Source organism: Bradyrhizobium sp. Mp19, from assembly GCF_029952935.1.
GTDB lineage: Bacteria > Pseudomonadota > Alphaproteobacteria > Rhizobiales > Xanthobacteraceae > Bradyrhizobium > Bradyrhizobium elkanii.
In genome coordinates, this window is sequence record NZ_JASAUT010000098.1 from 1 (window position 1) to 17,203 (window position 17,203).

The 17,203-nt window shown below is 60.2% G+C and carries 13 protein-coding genes and 1 pseudogene; 13 read left to right on the forward strand and 1 reads right to left on the reverse strand.

Features of this window, described 5'->3' with window-relative positions; translation table 11 throughout:
• Nucleotides 1–77: 77 nt before the first annotated feature.
• The 8 genes and pseudogenes from QJT82_RS43155 to QJT82_RS43190 form a co-directional block, all read left to right on the forward strand.
• Nucleotides 78–905: pseudogene (locus QJT82_RS43155) on the forward strand (branched-chain amino acid ABC transporter substrate-binding protein); the annotation flags it as partial.
• Nucleotides 906–2,152: 1,247 nt separating this feature from the next.
• A complete protein-coding gene (locus QJT82_RS43160; RefSeq protein ID WP_016842082.1) occupies nucleotides 2,153–2,350 on the forward strand; it encodes a hypothetical protein in 198 nt (65 codons plus the stop codon).
• A 1,118-nt stretch (nucleotides 2,351–3,468) separates the two neighbouring features.
• On the forward strand, nucleotides 3,469–4,983 hold the full coding sequence (locus QJT82_RS43165; RefSeq protein WP_080583617.1) for a GMC family oxidoreductase: 1,515 nt from the start codon (nucleotides 3,469–3,471) through the stop codon (nucleotides 4,981–4,983).
• 28 nt (nucleotides 4,984–5,011) lie between these two features.
• Nucleotides 5,012–6,322 carry an aminotransferase class III-fold pyridoxal phosphate-dependent enzyme gene (locus tag QJT82_RS43170; protein WP_196238238.1) on the forward strand — a complete coding sequence of 437 codons (1,311 nt, stop codon included), beginning with the start codon at nucleotides 5,012–5,014 and terminating at the stop codon, nucleotides 6,320–6,322.
• A gap of 29 nt (nucleotides 6,323–6,351) precedes the next feature.
• Nucleotides 6,352–7,293: a sulfotransferase gene (locus QJT82_RS43175; RefSeq protein WP_244436063.1), complete on the forward strand. Its 942-nt coding sequence runs from the start codon at nucleotides 6,352–6,354 to the stop codon at nucleotides 7,291–7,293.
• Nucleotides 7,290–8,531, forward strand: a complete 1,242-nt coding sequence (locus QJT82_RS43180) for an MFS transporter (protein WP_264641774.1) — start codon at nucleotides 7,290–7,292, stop codon at nucleotides 8,529–8,531. The genes QJT82_RS43175 and QJT82_RS43180 overlap by 4 nt, the downstream gene beginning before the upstream one ends.
• 17 nt (nucleotides 8,532–8,548) lie before the next feature.
• Nucleotides 8,549–9,910 (forward strand): condensation domain-containing protein, encoded by a 1,362-nt coding sequence (locus tag QJT82_RS43185; protein WP_233475763.1) that lies wholly within the window; start codon nucleotides 8,549–8,551, stop codon nucleotides 9,908–9,910.
• A gap of 380 nt (nucleotides 9,911–10,290) precedes the next feature.
• A complete protein-coding gene (locus QJT82_RS43190) occupies nucleotides 10,291–10,476 on the forward strand; it encodes a hypothetical protein (RefSeq protein WP_016845961.1) in 186 nt (61 codons plus the stop codon).
• 469 nt (nucleotides 10,477–10,945) lie between these two features.
• Here QJT82_RS43190 and QJT82_RS43195 read toward each other — a convergent pair whose 3' ends face one another.
• Complete coding sequence (locus QJT82_RS43195) at nucleotides 10,946–11,593, reverse strand: FkbM family methyltransferase (RefSeq protein WP_016845960.1); 648 nt, start codon at nucleotides 11,591–11,593, stop codon at nucleotides 10,946–10,948.
• Nucleotides 11,594–12,164: 571 nt separating this feature from the next.
• On the opposite strand from QJT82_RS43195, the gene groES reads away from it, so the two are divergent.
• The 5 genes from groES (at nucleotide 12,165) to QJT82_RS43220 (ending at nucleotide 17,003) form a co-directional block, all read left to right on the forward strand.
• Nucleotides 12,165–12,479: a co-chaperone GroES gene (groES, locus tag QJT82_RS43200; RefSeq protein ID WP_016845959.1), complete on the forward strand. Its 315-nt coding sequence runs from the start codon at nucleotides 12,165–12,167 to the stop codon at nucleotides 12,477–12,479.
• Between the two features lie 88 nt (nucleotides 12,480–12,567).
• Nucleotides 12,568–14,208: a chaperonin GroEL gene (gene groL, locus QJT82_RS43205; RefSeq protein WP_168858704.1), complete on the forward strand. Its 1,641-nt coding sequence runs from the start codon at nucleotides 12,568–12,570 to the stop codon at nucleotides 14,206–14,208.
• A 439-nt stretch (nucleotides 14,209–14,647) separates the two neighbouring features.
• Nucleotides 14,648–14,995, forward strand: a complete 348-nt coding sequence (locus QJT82_RS43210) for a transposase (protein ID WP_018270221.1) — start codon at nucleotides 14,648–14,650, stop codon at nucleotides 14,993–14,995.
• Complete coding sequence (gene tnpB / locus QJT82_RS43215) at nucleotides 14,992–15,336, forward strand: IS66 family insertion sequence element accessory protein TnpB (RefSeq protein ID WP_016844268.1); 345 nt, start codon at nucleotides 14,992–14,994, stop codon at nucleotides 15,334–15,336. Before QJT82_RS43210 ends, tnpB begins: the two co-directional genes overlap by 4 nt.
• A 74-nt stretch (nucleotides 15,337–15,410) precedes the next feature.
• Nucleotides 15,411–17,003, forward strand: coding sequence for an IS66 family transposase (locus tag QJT82_RS43220; RefSeq protein ID WP_264641773.1), 1,593 nt, complete (start codon nucleotides 15,411–15,413; stop codon nucleotides 17,001–17,003).
• Nucleotides 17,004–17,203: the final 200 nt, after the last annotated feature.

Here is a 17,203-nt window from a genome sequence, read left to right on the forward strand (position 1 = left end):
AAACTCTAACCCAGATGAGCCAGAGCCTCTCTTCGCGAAAAGCCTGATCAGTCTCAAATTATCTGACGACGGACACTGGGCACTTTTGCTCTTCGTCATCGATCCCGGCCTCGGAAGCCTATGCGGATGGCGGTGTGCTGCAGATCACGCCGGCTTCGACCAACCCGCTATTCACCGAACGCAAGCTATGGAACGTGGCGCGCGTCTGCGGCCGTGACGACCAGCAGGGCCAGGTTGCCGCCCAGTATATCGCGAAGCAATTCAACGGCAAGAACATCGCGATTCTGAATGACAAGACAACGTATGGAAAGGGACTTGCCGACGAGACGAAGAAGGCACTCAATAAGGCCGGTGTCATTGAAAAGATGTACGAGTCCTACAATAAGGGCGACAAGGATTTCAATGCGATTGTCTCGCGACTGAAGCGTGACAATATCGACCTCGTCTATGTCGGCGGCTATCACCAAGAAGCGGGCCTTATCTTGCGCCAGATGCGCGATCAGGGCCTCAAGACCGTCCTGATGTCGGGTGACGCGTTGGCTGATAAGGAATATGCTTCGATTACCGGCGCAGCTGGAGCAGGTACGCTCTTCACTTTCGGGCCCGACCCACGCAAGAAGACGACGGCGGCTGCGATCGTCGATAAGTTCAGAGCCAAGAATATCGACCCCGAGGGCTACACGCTATATACCTACGCTGCGGTGCAGGTCTGGACGCAAGCCGCAACGAAAGTTGGCACCGTAGATCCGAAACAGGTGATGGACACGATTAAAGCGGGCTCTTGGGACACTGTGATCGGCACACTGCAATACGACGCCAAGGGCGACATCAAGCAGCTCGACTACGTCGTTTATAGGTGGGACGACAAAGGTGGCTATAGCGAGACTAACCCGACCGCGTTCTGACGTATCTTAGTGCAAGATATCAAAGTTAGCGTCCCCATGGAGGTAGGACGGGGATCAATCTCGATCGATCGATTGCTCCAAGGCAGCAAGCTGCCGCCGGAACAAATTGAACGTCTGCGGTCAGCGTATGCTCGGACAATGCGCTCGCTCCGCTTGGTTGATCGAGACGACCCTATCGCCGAAATCGTCGCAAAGAAGGTCATCGAGATTGGCACAAGCGGGGTTGGCGATCCAGCAGACATATCAAAGCGCGTCATCGAGCAGCTCGGTGTCCGCAAACCGCCATCGGTCTAAAGCGAGCGCCGCGCATATGCGCAGTTTGGATCTAGTTTCCGATCGATGCACAACCTGCACCGGTTCGACGCCTCACGGGCCGGACTCAATTGAAGCTGATGACTTGGCCCAACGCAGACGTTTAGCGGCGGCACGAATAAGGCGTCCCTTCGCCGGACTGTAGTCACCGGTTTCGGCTTATGGAGAGTTTCGGCTATCAGGCCACGCGACGCGCATTGGCTCGGGCGCTTCGTTCCACGAAAAAGTTCGACCGGAAATTGAGCGGCCCCGCCTCGGGGAAACAAGGCGGGGCCGCTCCCCCTCCCCCTGGGGCCGCCGCGCTGCGGATCACAGCGGAAATCGTCTAGTTGCCGTCCTCTGTCACATATGATCACACGCCCAAGCGATTCACCTGGATTGCGGCTTCCGGTCCTCGCTACTTTCCGCGACGTGCCGCAAGACGAGCTGAGAAAGCTGCACTACCAGATTCTTGAGACGCGCTATTTCCTGCCTGCACCGCGCCAACTCTCGTTCTTTTTCTGTCACTATCGACACTTCGGAGCGGTCCCCGGCCGCATGGCTCATGCTGGACCTCATTTCGAGTAGGTGATCACGAGCGACGGCTCAAGCACATCCTTCGCTTGGATTGTACTGGAGTCCCGTATTTTTACGCCGTTAAACACGGTACGCTGCGGTCGGACGATCTCGCTACCTCGGCTCAGTGTGCCATTGCGGTCACAGATCCGAGCATTCCGTACAGAATCTTGGCGGGCATGACGGCCAACACGATCGAGCAGAAGCGCCGCCTCCCTTTCTTATCTGCGCGGCTTGAGCTCGTGGGCTGCTGGACAATGGTCGTCTTCATGTCCCCGTCATGCAGCAAGACGTCGCCGATGCATGCGGCCTCTCGACTGCGCAAGCGAATCGGACGATCCCGGAGCTTAGGCGTAGGGAGCTCATTGAATGGAACGGTCATGCTGTTGATTTTCTGCGAGATCAGTTCGAATTACTGGGGGAATTCCGCGCTCATGCTTCCTGCGCTGAATTTCTTTGGCCGCCGCTTCGTATTCTTCGTACAAGCAAATCAACAAGCGCACGCCAGTTCCGATCCGTACCGACGCTATTCGACCTGCAGCCGCGTTCGCTCGGCTGTGCTTTCTGGAACCACTTGAGCGTGATTACAGCGTGCGCGACCTAACCTGCGGTCGCAAAGCTTCGTCGCTGCAGTGATCTGTGCGGAGACTCCACAAACCGCGCTGGTAAAATCTCCAAGCGCTCACGTGGTACAAGCACAGGCACATAAGCAGAATATGGCATGCACTGTTGCGGCAGCTCGCGGATTGATTAGCTGCCTGTTAGAAATCGGAGTTCAGATTTTAATGGCGCGCGCCGCAGCTCAAACAACTTGATTCGTACCTAGCGTCACGTTGTAGCATCTCAAAGCAGGACGCGAGGGGCCTCGGACAAGCCAGCGGGGCTCCTCCGCCAGAGGCGCGACAACGACACCTAAGCGGTCGACTTTGCTTTACGAGGATCGTCAAGAACATATCGATAAGATGAGTGGCGTCGAGGATAGATGATCCCGGGCTGTCGGCGCATTGGTGAGTATCGCCTTGGTAAAAAAGGAAACAACGCCAGACCGACATCAATCCTTTTGTGATTAGAAATTTGCGGTGAATGCATCACCGCAAATAACCGTCGGCAGCCCTCCCTCTGTCGACGCGAGCTGGCGCGACGCTTAGCAGCCTCGTTCGCCCAGACTGACTTCCGCCCGGCCCTCGAATGAGGCCGGGCTTTTTTCCGATAAATGCGCAGCTTTGCTGTTCCAGCTAACCCCCGTCTGATGATTGCTAGAAGTTTAGGAGACAACAGTCCTGGTGGCCTTCGAAATGCTGCCCGCATGGCCTTTGTGACGCTTAACCCAAGTAGCTCGCGAGCGCCCGCAAATCGTGCAGACACGTTTGCTCACCCACGTCAGCTACACAGGTTAGGTGGATCGGACAACCGCCCGACCTAACCATCTGTAATATTTACGCGGTAGTGGCTTGGACGGCCTTGAATCGTACGTAGCGTCACATTGTACGATCTCTCGGTCGTTCGCGATGATACTTGGCAGATGATACCCGGCAGATGATCATTGGCAACCGAGCCAAGCCGCACTGTATAGTCTGGGGCAATCGTGCAATGCCGTGCGTTCATCGTTGGCTATGGCAGTTATCTGGGACAGCCGGTCACTGATCAATAGGGCTCTGATTGCGCATCGTCGATATTTGTTGCCAGAGGTGGGATAGTGACGGCCGATATCGTTGATGTATGCGTTGTCGGGAGTGGTGCCAGCGGCTCGACCGTGGCCTACGAGATCGCCCAACACGGTTTGCGAGTGCTCCTTCTCGAGGAAGGTCGGGCGCTTCCCCCCGGCGCCTCGCTGGCGAGCGTCCAAGATGGTATGGATACCGCCCTAGTAAGGTCTGCGGCAGGTACGTTGACGTCGTTTGGACGTCCCTGGACTGTGCGCGCGCTCGGCGGCGGAATGACTTTGTATGCCGGAATAGCCTTCCGCTATCGGACCATCGATTTCGATGCGCGAGCGCATGTAGCCGGAGACGCGCTTGACCCTACCTGGCCGATCAACTACGCCGAACTACGCCCGTTTTACGAGGAGCTAGAACGGCGCATGGGAGTGGCCCGCCTAGCCGGAGCGGACCCATTCGAACCACCGAGCGATCCTCCCGTTCTGCCCCCGCATGATTACAGCGCGAAGGGGCGGTTGATCGCCGATGCCGGCGGACGCTTAGGCCAGCTGCCTTTTCCCACCCCGTTGGCAATCAACTCCGTACCCTATCGCGGCCGGCCAGCCTGTGATTGCGACGGACCTTGCAACGAACACTCGTGTCCTACCGGCGCGAGGGCCGACGCACGTTCGCCGTTCACAGATGTCGCCCTGCCGCCCGGCGCGCTGACGGTTGCAGTCGGCAGCAAGGCTGTACGCATCGATCTGGCCAACGTCAGCCGCGCGGATTCGGTGGAATGGCTGGACACCCTCAGCCGACAACGTGCGCGGGTCCGCACCCGCTGCGTGGTACTCGCCGGAAATGCAGTGCAGTCTGCCGCGCTACTGCTAAGATCGGCTCAGCGGGCAGCGCCCAACGGCATCGGCAACGCCTCCGGCATGGTCGGCAGTGGCATCTCGTTCAAAATCAGCGGCTACGTGTCCGGTAGCATCGCAATAGATCCGATGTCCGCGCGCCCGCCCGGTGGCCCATTCTCCACCGTTGCGATCTCTGATCACTACCTGGACGAGGAGGCTCCTTCGGGGCTCGGCGGAATGATCTACGAAGCAAGTCGGGTTGAGCGCACGGACCACGACGGAAAGATAACACTACGGTTGCATTTCCTGGCGGCCGACCAACCCATGCACAGCAATGCGGTCCGACTGGCTACCAGCCTGGATCGGCTGGGTTTGCCGAAGATCATTCTCGATTACTGTACCCATCCGCTGGACAAACGCCGATTAGGCTATTTGTGCCGACGCGCGTCGAACTTGCTGGCGGAGGCCGGCGTGAAACAAGTCGATTTTCAGGATTCCAACTATCAGTTCGGCAGCGGACATCTGCATGGCGGCTGCCGTGCCGGCGTCGACCCGACACAATCCGTGGTCGACCGCTGGGGCCGGGTGCATGACATCGACAATCTCTATGTCGCGGATGGCGGCTTCTTTCCCTATTCCGGAGGCGTCAATCCGACATTCACCATTCAGGCGAACGCCCTGCGGATCGCTCGAAGAATAATCACGCAGCTCACCTAAGGGCATGATTATCAAACGGAGACGGCTGATGTCGATCGCCACCCCGACTGCAACCGTGGCCGCGACCGACGCGCACAGATCAGCACTGCGCCGCGCATTGCGCGTCACCGCGTCGGAAAAATGGGATCTCAACAGGCGCTTTCCGGTCGTCATGACGCGCGCTTCGGGTGCGCATGCATGGGACATCAATGGACGGCAATATGTCGATTTCACTTCCTGTAGTGGTGCCGCGCCGCTCGGAGCCGGATACGAGCCGGTCTTGGCGCACGCCGTCGCCGAGATGCGCCGCACCGGCGGCGTATTGCCCGGGCCGCTATCCGTGCACCGGGTTGAACTGGCCGAACGGTTGGCGGAGATCTTCCCGGTGGCGGAACGCTCAATTTTCTTCCGCACGGGATCGTGTGCGACTACCGCCGCCGTCCGCCTTGCCCGCGCATTCACAGGGCTGAACCATGTGCTTACCAGCGGATATCATGGCTGGCACGATTGGCAGTTGCAGGACCGACCAGAGATGGGGCTACCCAATCGGGACCGAGACAGCGTGGATTTCCGCTACAACCTGGACTTGCTCGACGAGTTGGCAAGCGTCCAGCGCGTCGCCGCGGTGATCGTCACCCCCGAGGTCAACTTCTTCCCGCCCGAATACCATCAGGAACTACAGAGGCTGGTGCATCGGCACGGCGCCTTGCTCATCCTTGATGAGGTGATGACCGGATTCCGCTATGGCATTGGCGGCTACCACGTAGCGGTCGGCCTCACGCCCGATCTGATCACGCTGAGCAAAGGACTGGCCAATGGAATGGCGTTATCCGCAGTCGCGGGTCGCGCGGACGTACTAGCCGCCGCCGAGAAGACATACCTGGGCAATACCTACCAGCGCGAGGTTACCCCGTTTGCGGCCGCACTGAGCACCCTACACGCGCTGCGCGACGGGATCTTGCTGGCTCGGATGCGCGAGGTTGGCAAGCAACTGATCAAGGGGCTCAACGAGGTCTTCGTCAGACAGCAGGTCGCGGCATGGGCATTCGCCTGGCCGACTATGTTCGATGTCGTATTTGCCAACCCCGAACTTGGCCACGCCTTTTTCCAGGAGATGTGGGCCCGGGGTTTCCTCATGCAGTACGGTGGCCGCTTCATGCCATCGGCGGCGGTATCCGACGCCGATGTGCAGGCGGCTGTCGAGGCCGCTGGAGAGGCCCTGCCGGCGGCTCTGTCCCGTATGGAGAGCACCGGCGGCGACGGGGATCCAGTCGCCGCCGCTGTACGGTTCGCCAGGGATCATTTCGTGGCCACCCCGGGAGCGGTCAGGCGCTGGTTCACCGGACCCGTCTGCGGATGAGCAGGCATTTTCCAACCGAGAACACACCCATGCCGCTGCCCAATCCATTTTCCACATCGCCGGTGCTGCTCGGCGGCGAGAGCCGCTCTGGCACCACATTGCTGAGCATCGTGCTCGATTCGCATCTGGATCTGGTAGCCGGTCCGGAGATCGACTTCCTCGAACCGCCCAATCTCGGTCCGCACATCTTGAGCGCGATCGACCTGCTGGCGGCCGGCGATTCCCGTGTCGTGGGCATGACCAAAAACACGGTCGATCCGTTTTGGTATGACGGGGTGCATTTTGTGGTCCAGTGCCGCCGGTTCGGCCTCGACTTCGATGATATGCGTGGGTTGGTCAGCAAGGTGATGGTCGAGATGGGGGACGACATTGTTTCGTTCGCCGCCCGATGCCGCCTTATCAACGAGATGGGCGAGTTGCGCCGAGCTCGTAGTGGGGCCCGGCGCTGGGGCTTGAAACTGCAGCGCAAGATTGCCCACACCGACGCCTTCGCCCGGCAGTGGCCGCGCGCACATTTCGTGCATATCGTGCGGGACGGCCGCGACGTTGCCGCCTCTCATCTGAAAACCGTCCCTGATTGGGGATACCGAACTGTTGCCGACGCCGCGCGCGGTTGGCTGGAAGTGGTATCCCAGCCACATAAAATCGCGCCGCCTGGCCGCTATCTCGAGGTGCGTTACGAGGATCTTGTAGGCAGTCCCCGTCCCACCCTGGCCCGAATCCTGGATCACCTCGGCTTGCCTTGGGATGAGGCCGTGCTGCGTCACGCTGAATACGAGCACGTATTGTTCGAACAACCGCACGGCCATCCGGCCGCCGAGGCTGCGGGGAAGCCGCTGCACCGAGGCAGGATCGGTCGTTACGTCCAAGATCTGACGCGAGCCCAGATCGAGGAATTCGAGCAGATCGCCGAAAGTGAGCTGAGCCGACTTGGGTATCTGTCGGCTCCCCGCCTGTCTGGCGACGCGTGAGCCGCCCGCGCTGTTCCGCCGCGCCTCGTGGACTGCCACGAAGCTATCTTGCGCTGCTCGTCGGCCAGACCATTTCGCTGCTGGGCTCTAATGTAACCTTGCTGGCGCTGCCGCTAACCGCAATCACGTTGCTGGACGCGGGACCGGCGCAAACGGGGCTGCTGTTGGCCTGCGGTCGAGCGCCGTACCTGGTGGTGAGTCTGTTCGCCGGGGTCGTCGTGGACCGCCTCCCGCATCGGCGGATCCTTTTGACCGCCAATCTGGTGATGGCGGCGACGCTGGCCACAATTCCCTTGTTCGCCAACCTTGGACATCTTGGACTGGTTCAGTTGTACACGACGAGCATGCTGGTTGGGGTTGCCGCAGTGATCGCTGACGTGGCTTATCTGGCGTGCATACCCACCCTGCTAGATCGCTCACAGCTGGTTCGGGCACAGAGTTCATTGGAGCTCAGCCAAGCGGGCGCGATGGCAGCAGGTCCGTTCCTGGCCGGTTGGCTCGTCAACGAATTCTCTGCCCCGACCGCAATACTGGCGGACTCGATTTCATTTTTGCTTGCCGCCGCGTTGCTGTCTCTGGTGCCCCTGCGTAACGCTGGGTGCTCGGAGGCCGCGCCGAGAGCAGTGCTCGGCCAAGTCGCCGAGGGTTTGGTAAGCCTGTTCGGCAATCCGGTTTTGCGGGCAGTCACGTTGGCGAGCGGCACATTCATCTTTTGGCACAACGCGTATTCTGCGGCGTTTCTGCTGCATTTGACCAAGGATCTCGGGTTTGACAGCCGGCTCGTCGGCATGGCGCTCGGCATCGGTGCGCTTGGCGGTGTGGTCGGTGCGGCTAGCTCACCGCGGGTGGACCGGGCGATCGGCCTCGGCCCAACTTTAATGATCGGTTTGGCGGTGAGCGCCGGCGGAATGAGCTTGGCGGCCCTGCTCACCCAGCCCTGGTGGGCCGCAGTGGCATGCGTGACCCTCTCTCAATTCATGCTGTGGATCGGCCAAGGGATCTACAACGTGCAGCAGGTTCCCATTCGATATGCGTTGGCCCCGCCGCACTTACAGGGCCGGATCAATGCGAGTATCCGCAGCGTGGTGTGGGGACTGGCCTCATTGGGGGCGCTCGCCGGCGGCGCGGTCGCTGCTGCGACGAGCCTGCGCACCACGTTGCTCGCGAGCAGCGTGCTTGGCATGGCCTCCATAGTGTGGATTTGGCCGCTGCGCCAGGCGCGCAGCTTGCGTCTATGACCGCGACGGACTGGCTCATGGACATCAAAGAATTTGGCGATCTTGATCGGCAGCCTGGGCGGCTAATGGTTTGGCGGATCAACGTCACCGAGCCGATCAGCTGGCGGGCTGACCCGCGCCGCCCGTCCTATGTGCAAGAGGAACATCTTCGCTCTGCGGACGATGGCCGACCGGGCTGGCTCGGCGCAGCATTCGAGTTGCCAGGCGAGCTCAATGCCGCTGCGCTGACCAAAGCGATCCTTGGCTGGGTCGATCGGCACGAGGTATTACGCAGCCGATTGGCCAAGGATGGATCGGCAATGCGTCGCGCCACGATTGATCCAGGCGCTGCAGCGCTTGAGCAAACCGTGGTGAGTGACTGCGCCGATAGCGGCGAAACTGCTCAGCTGCTCGAAAAACTGTTTGACGCGGAGACCAACCCGCTGCGCTGGCCGGCGTACGTCTTCGTGACGATCAGCCGGCCGACATCCACGAGCCTCCTGCTCGCCTCCGACCACTCTGTTAGCGATGCCTACTCGATGGCCTTGGTACCGTATGAGATCCACGAACTGTACACAGCCGCGATCCGTCGAGTGGAACCCCAGCTGGCGGCGGTGCACAGCTATCTGGATCACGCCGAGGCCGAACGAGAGCGATTGACCGATCTAACCGATGACCATCCTGCTATCTGCCATTGGCGCGAGCTGATCGCGGCGAACGGCGGTCAATTGCCGGACTTTCCGCTATCATTCGATACGCCGGAGAAATCCTTGCAGCGGAGCGGAAAAATGTGGCTGCTCGATGCGGCTGGCGCATGCGAATTCGATCGCGGCTGCAGGTCCCAGGGCGGAAACGCGGCGACGGGAATTTTCGCCTGTCTGGCGCTGGCAGGAAAGACACTGGCGAACCAACGACAATTCCACGCCGTTGCACCCTTTCACACCAGGTACGATCTGCGATCGATGCGTTCGGTTGGATGGTATGTCGGGATGAGCCCGGTGAGCTTCCGGGTGGCCGATACGTTGCCGGAAATCCTGAACGCCGCCCGGTTCGAACTCAAACGCGCCAAGAAAACGGCTCAGGTGCCATTTTCAAAGGCCATGGAGCTGCTCGGCACCACACTGCGCGACCGTTTCATGGTATCCTATATGGACAATCGGACGGTGCCCGGATCGGACCGCTGGCCCCATTGGCGGACGCGATTTCTGATTAGCCGTAGCTCCGATGCGTGCGAGACATACCTATGGATCAGTCGCTGGCAGGACGGAATTTCCGTGAACTTCCGCCACCCTGGTACAGCCACCGCGCGAAGTGCGATGGACAACTATCTTGCTGAGGTGGCCGCGCAGGCCCATCTGATCAGCGGCGCCCGTCCGCTACCGCGGCTCTCAATCGACTGACAGGATGGCCGAGAGGTTAGCGTTCTTGACCAAGAACCGCTCGCGTTACGATCACGATCATTCGGGTGACCGGAAGGGAGCTAAATTAAGGAGCCGAGAGCGCCATCTGCTCCGAGGCGGGCGCAAGCATAGGCCCTATCTGCTCTATCTTTTGGTTCGGGCGACTTTCTCGCGCGTGGCTTTGCGAGCGATCAAGATGATCCTCGCCAGAGGCCAAGTCGACACAATTCTTGCTCCGGACAGCAACGTGCGTAGTGCCGACCAGGATTTCGGGTCTACCACCAGCCAGATATTGCGATCAATTGCGAGTTAGCATCCTCACATCCATGCCTTTCTTGCATTGAGCTAGCGATGGCACGGTCATTGCAAGTCTTCGTTCAATGAATGGATTCGCCCCCACACGGCAGGCGTTGATTTTACGGGATCATGCGCTGATGCAGGCATATTCGTGCATGAAGGCGCAGAGGCTCATCGACGATGCTTTGTGCCAGCGACGTATCACGGAATACAAGCTGCAGCCGATGAGCGGCGACGAACTCGCTATCCAACGCCCCACTGGCGATTGACTTGGGCTGGAGACGAATGTTTCGGCATGACGGAACAATAGCGGTGGAAAGCGCGTAATTGAAGTGGCGCATCTTAAGGATCTACGAGAACTGATGCAGCTGCTTTGGCATTTGTTCGAAGCAGTGAACCGCCTTCCGAGGGGGCCAGAGCATACAGCAGCAGTTCGGACGATTAAGCGCTTTGAGCGTCGGCTGGCAGTATTGGTTCAGGCATCTGAGAAAGCTCGAGCTGCTCGCCCCGGAGTCGCGAGCCGTGCCGCCCCGCCAAACAAATGATCGTCAAACGATAATAGTATTTATCGAAGGTACCTAAGTGCGCTATCGCCAAGGCCTGCATAGCGACCGAGACGGGAACGTGAGGCTTGCAGCATCCATTCGCGCGGTGATCGGCCGTCCTGCGGCGCTGCGCCGCAGAGAATCCGAGGCAGGTCTTCCGGGGAATGACGACCAGGGCCGGATGTGATAGGCGCTAGAAGCGTGTATTCTTAAGCAATACATCACCTTCCACAGCGCGGGGATAATGAGCCGCCACTTCGAATGACGGCAATAGATCAAGAATAGCCTGCAGCGACAGCTGACCTTCGTAGAGCTCTCGGTCGCTATACTCCGTGTACACGAAGCGCGTATTGCTCAAGGTCTGCATGCCGCCTGCAATGACGTCGGCCTCCGCGCCTTGGACATCCATCCAAATGAAGTCAACCGTGTTCAGCTTAGCCTCGCTGCACCAATCGTCCAGCCGCCGGGTTTCAACCGAGAACGGGCGATCGAACCGAACCCAATCATACTCGGTAAGATGGTTTTTCGGTCGGCGTATCGAGCCGGAGAGATCCCATTCTTTTGCTTCTCCATCTGCATTGCTTGGATGGAAATCGATCGTCCCGTTTCTATCACTGATCGCGATTTCAAGCAGCTGCACCTTATCGAGGGAAAGGCCCAACTTCTTCTTGAAGCGCGCGATCGCCCGAGGGTCCGGCTCGAAGCAGTAAAGCTGAGCTTGTGGGCACAGGGTAAGAAACTGTTGCGTATCGGTTCCGTCATTGCAGCCGATATCCAAGATGACCGGATCGGGCTTCTGAAGAAGTGAAACGATATGCTGATGTACTTCTACAGACGACACAGGTTGTTTTCCTATTGGCGCGGAGATCGGTTGGATTCGCCATCAACTTCGCAATCACACGCCAGACGCTTCGGCACAACGTATATCAACGTATATAATCCATATGCCGGTCCCAATCGCCTTGATCCATCAGCGCTATGCAGCGCCGTCGACGCAAAACAGCCCGGCCGTATAGTTTTCCTTTAGCCAGTTCGTACGAGCAGCTTTGCTCGCAGGGCCGACAAGGAAGAGCCGTGAAAAAGATAGGGAAGGAGACTGTCGGCGCTTGATTGCTATCCCATTCGTGGGCCGTGATCGGCCTGATCTTGTTGCGCCGAGCGTGCACGACCTTGATCCATGCGCGTGACGGTAAACTCATATTTTGACGAGAAGCAATGTCAGGTTGGCAACAGCTTGGCGAGCTGTGTACACAAAAACGTTTGCTTCCCGACGAATGCACGAGCGGGCCAAGCGAGAGATTCAGCACGATTGCAGGCAGATCGCTCGGCTCATCTTTGGCCTGGCTCTTGCAACAATGAGGCTGCTCAAAAGGCGCCCATTGTCAACTCGTTCAAATGCTCAGGAGGCCTACATGAATTTCCGTCCGCTTCACGACCGCGTCGTGGTCAAGCGCATCGACGCTGAAGAGAAGACAGCTGGCGGCATCATCATTCCCGACACAGCCAAGGAAAAGCCCTCGCAGGGCGAAGTCGTCGCGGTTGGCCCAGGCGGCCGTGACGAGACCGGCAAGTTGATTCCGATCGACGTAGAGGTCGGCGATCGCGTGCTGTTCGGAAAGTGGTCAGGGACCGAGGTGAAGGTCGACGGTCAGGAGCTGTTGATCATGAAGGAGAGCGACATTATGGGCGTTCTCACCGATGTGTTTTCCAAGAAAAAAGCCGCCTAGTCCCAGCCCTCCACATCCACTCCGCCCTTGACAAACGCCTTGCCCGGGCGCGTCGAAGGATGAGAAACTGAACTGAGGAAATTCGATTATGTCAGCCAAGGAAGTCAAGTTCGGCGTAGAAGCGCGAGACCGCATGTTGCGCGGTGTCGACATTCTCGCCAACGCCGTGCAGGTCACCCTCGGTCCGAAGGGCCGCAACGTGGTGCTCGAGAAGTCGTTTGGCGCTCCCCGCATCACCAAGGACGGCGTCGCCGTCGCCAAGGAGGTGGAGCTCGAGGAGAAGTTCGAGAACATGGGTGCCCAGATGGTGCGCGAGGTCGCGGCCAAGGCAGCGGACGCCGCCGGTGACGGCACCACCACCGCGACCGTGCTTGCGGCTGCCATCGTGCGCGAGGGCGCCAAGTCGGTCGCCGCCGGCATGAACCCGATGGATCTGAAGCGCGGTATCGACCTCGCGGTCGAAGCCGTCGTTGCGGACCTCCAGAAGAACTCGAAGAAGGTCACCTCGAACGAGGAGATCGCCCAGGTCGGCACCATCTCCGCCAACGGCGACGCCGAGATCGGCAAGTTCCTCGCCGACGCCATGAAGAAGGTCGGCAACGAGGGCGTCATCACGGTCGAGGAAGCCAAGTCGCTCGAGACCGAGCTCGACGTCGTCGAGGGCATGCAGTTCGACCGCGGCTACATCTCGCCCTACTTCGTCACCAACGCCGACAAGATGCGCGTTGAGATGGAGGACGCCTACATCCTGATCAACGAGAAGAAGCTCTCCTCGCTGAACGAGCTGCTGCCGCTGCTCGAGGCCGTGGTGCAGACCGGCAAGCCGCTGGTCATCGTCGCCGAGGACGTCGAAGGCGAGGCCTTGGCCACGCTCGTCGTGAACCGCCTGCGTGGCGGCCTGAAGGTCGCGGCCGTCAAGGCTCCGGGCTTCGGCGATCGCCGCAAGGCCATGCTGCAGGACATCGCGATCCTGACCGGCGGCCAGGCCATCTCGGAAGACCTCGGCATCAAGCTCGAGAACGTCACGCTGCAGATGCTCGGTCGCGCCAAGAAGGTGATGATCGACAAGGAGAACACCACGATCGTCAACGGAAGTGGCAAGAAGGCCGACATCGACGCCCGCATAGCCCAGATCAAGGCGCAGATCGAGGAGACCACCTCGGACTACGACCGTGAGAAGCTGCAGGAGCGCCTCGCCAAGCTCGCAGGCGGCGTCGCGGTGATCCGCGTCGGCGGCGCGACCGAGGTCGAGGTGAAGGAGCGCAAGGATCGCGTTGATGACGCGATGCACGCGACCCGCGCGGCTGTCGAGGAAGGCATTCTCCCGGGCGGCGGCGTCGCCCTGCTCCGGGCCTCCGAGCAGCTCAAGGGCCTGCGCACCACGAACGACGACCAGAAGACCGGCGTCGAGATCGTGCGCAAGGCGCTGTCCTGGCCGGCCCGGCAGATCGCGATCAACGCCGGTGAAGATGGCTCGGTCGTGGTCGGTAAAGTCCTGGAGAAGGATCAATACCCTTACGGCTTCGACGCGCAGACTGGCGAGTACAGCAACCTTGTCTCCAAGGGCATCATTGACCCGACCAAGGTCGTGCGCATCGCGGTCCAGAACGCCTCCTCGGTGGCGGCGTTGCTGATCACGACGGAAGCGATGGTTGCCGAGCTGCCGAAGAAGATCGCGCCCGGTCCCGCGATGCCTCCGGGCGGAGGCATGGGCGGCATGGACTTCTGATCCCTCCTCTCAAAAGGATCGACAGGCAGAACCCTGGCAGCAATGCCAGGGTTTTCAACTTCGGGCAAACTTGCAACCACACCGCCATTGTCAGGCTGAGTTGGATCGGCAGTTGGCCCCGAGAAGCACAACGGCCGAAGCCATCCAGCCGTTTATATCAGCGACGCTCCGACCCAGCCCAAGATGGCTAGTCTGACTTTTCTCCCGGCGCCGCTCGGCTTGAAAATGAATCGGGCTCCCACATGGATTTCCGGGGCTGCTGAACCGGAATCCGCAACCGCTGTTCCCAAATTGGCTCCCTTCGCGGCATGGTTCCAAAGTAAGCGGCAAAGAGACCCCGTCTGGCGGAGTGGGTAAGCGATCGGCTATCGGCTGCTGAGTTTGTGAGCCGATGTGAGCTTCTATGTCTGCGCCTAGTTCTGGAACTAGAACCTTCCATATGATCGAAGCGGTTGCCGAGCGTCTTGAGGGAGCGCCGCGGCAGCTTCGCCGACGCTGGTCGGACGAGTTTAAGGCGCAAGTTGTGACAGAGGCGCTGGAGCCTGGCGCGAGTGTCTCGGCGATCGCCCGCCGGATTGGCATTCACCCGTCGCAGCTGTTCGCCTGGCGCCGTGATGCTCGGGCAGAGCGACATTGTCCCGCGCGGCACTCGAGTTGCGAGGGTGTGGTGGTGTCTGCGGCAGGCGCAGTGATCGAAATTGCCATTGGCGAGGTGATCGTGCGCGCCGGCGTGGACGTCGACGAGGCGCAGTTGCAGCGGGTGATCCGGGCGGTGCGTTCGGCATGATCCCCTCCGGCGTGAAGGTGTTCCTGGCTAGCCATCCAGTCGACTTCCGCAAGGGTATCGATGGCCTTGTTGCGCTGGTACGCGATGCCGGCTCAGATCCGTTCGATGGTTCGCTTTATGTGTTCCGCGCCAAAAGAGCCGACCGAATAAAGATCGTATGGTGGGATGGCTCTGGCGTGTGCCTTTATTTAAAACGGCTTGAGAAGGCGAGGTTCTGCTGGCCGCGGATCGGACATCATCGGGTGCAGCTGAATGCTGCGCAGTTGATGGCCCTGGTCGATGGGATGGACTGGAAGCGGGTCCGGACCGCGGCGGTCAAGCCGCCGGAGATTGTTGGGTAAAAGCACTGCGGCGAAGTGAATCAGTGAGCTGAAAGGGCAAGAGAACAGGGGCAAAATGTGCTCTGGTAGGCCCAATGATGCCGCCCGATCTCAACCTCCCAAATGACGTGGAGATGCTAAAGGCCATGGTGCTTGCCATGGCCGAGAAAGCGGCCCGCGCCGATGCTCTGGAGAGTGAGGTCGCCGATCTCAAGGCCTGCAACGCCGATGCCGATGCGCGCATCGAGCGACTGACACAGATCCTGAAGGCCTTCGACCGCGCCCGGTTCGGCCGACGATCGGAAAAGCTCGGCTCTGCGAATGGCGACGTCGAACAGCAAGCCTTTGTCTTCGAGGAGATCGAGACCGGCATCGCTGCGATCAAGGCCCAGGTCAGCAAGGGCCGTGCGCAAGCGGATAGCAAGCGTGCACCGCGTCGGCGCAAGGGCCTTGCGCCCCATCTGGAACGGATCGAAACTGTCATTGAGCCGGAAGAGCTGGCTGAGCATGCCGGCAAGCAGAAAGTGCTGATCGGCGAGGACGTGTCGGAGCGTCTGGATGTGGTGCCGGTAAAGTTCCGTGTGATCGTCACGCGCCGTCCCAAGTATGCGTTCAAGAACGCGGACGGCGTGATCCAGGCGCCGGCCCCGGCCCATATCATCGAAGGAGGCATTCCGACGGAAGCGCTTTTGGCCCAGATCGCCGTCGCCAAATATGCCGACGGCCTGCCGCTCTACCGGCAGGAGGCGATCTACGCCCGCGACAAGGTCGAGCTAGACCGCCAGTTGATGGCGCAATGGATGGGCAAGCTCGGCTTCGAGCTGGAGATCCTGGCCGACTACATCTTCAGCGAGGTCAAGAAGGCCGAACGGGTCTTTGCCGACGAAACCACTTTGCCGACGCTCGCTCCGGGCTCCGGATCGACGAAAACGGCCTATTTGTGGGCCTATGCCAGGGATGACCGAACGTTTGGCCGCGACGGTCCCCCGATGGTGGCTTATCGCTTCGAAGACAGCCGCTCCGGCGAATGCGCGGTCCGGCACCTCAATGGTTATCGCGGCATCCTGCAGGTGGATGGCTATGCCGCCTATAACAAGCTCGCGCGATCCGATCGCGGCAATGATGGCATCACATTGGCTGGCTGCTGGTCACACTGCCGGCGCAAGTTCTACGAGTTACATGTTGCAGGGAGCTCAGAAGTGGCAACGGCGACGGTCGAGCGGATGGCGAAGCTTTGGCAGGTCGAGAAGACCGTGCGCGGTCAAAGCCCCGACGCACGCGTCGCCGCGCGCCAGCAAGCCTCCGCGGCGATCGTCGCAGATCTCTTCGACCTCTGGCAGCAGACCTTGCGGCGGATCTCCGGCAAATCAAAACTGGCTGAGGCGATCCGCTATGCCGTCTCGCGCCGCGCCATCTTCGAGCGCTTCCTGGCCGACGGCCGCATCGAGCTCGACTCCAACATCGTCGAACGCGCCATCAGGCCACAAACAATTACGAGAAAGAATAGTCTCTTCGCTGGCAGCGACGGCGGCGGACAAACCTGGGCGACTATCGCAACACTGCTGCAGACGGCGAAGATGAACAACATCGATCCGTTCGCCTGGCTCGCCGTAACGCTTCAGCGTATCGCCAACGGTTGGCCGAGCAGCGAACTCGACGCGCTTATGCCATGGAACCACGCCGCCTGACGGCCTCAGCTTGCCGCTTACGTTCCAAACACGGAGATACCGTGCGAACCACTGGGCGCAGAAGCCGCTCGGAATGAAGTCAAGTCCCGCGTGTGGTAGGCGGTCGCGTTCCGGCCCATAAAGAGTCGTCCGTGAAGATCGGCTAAGCGATTGAGGCAGAATCGCATTTGCTGGTGTGGACTGTTTTTGGATTGCAAGGT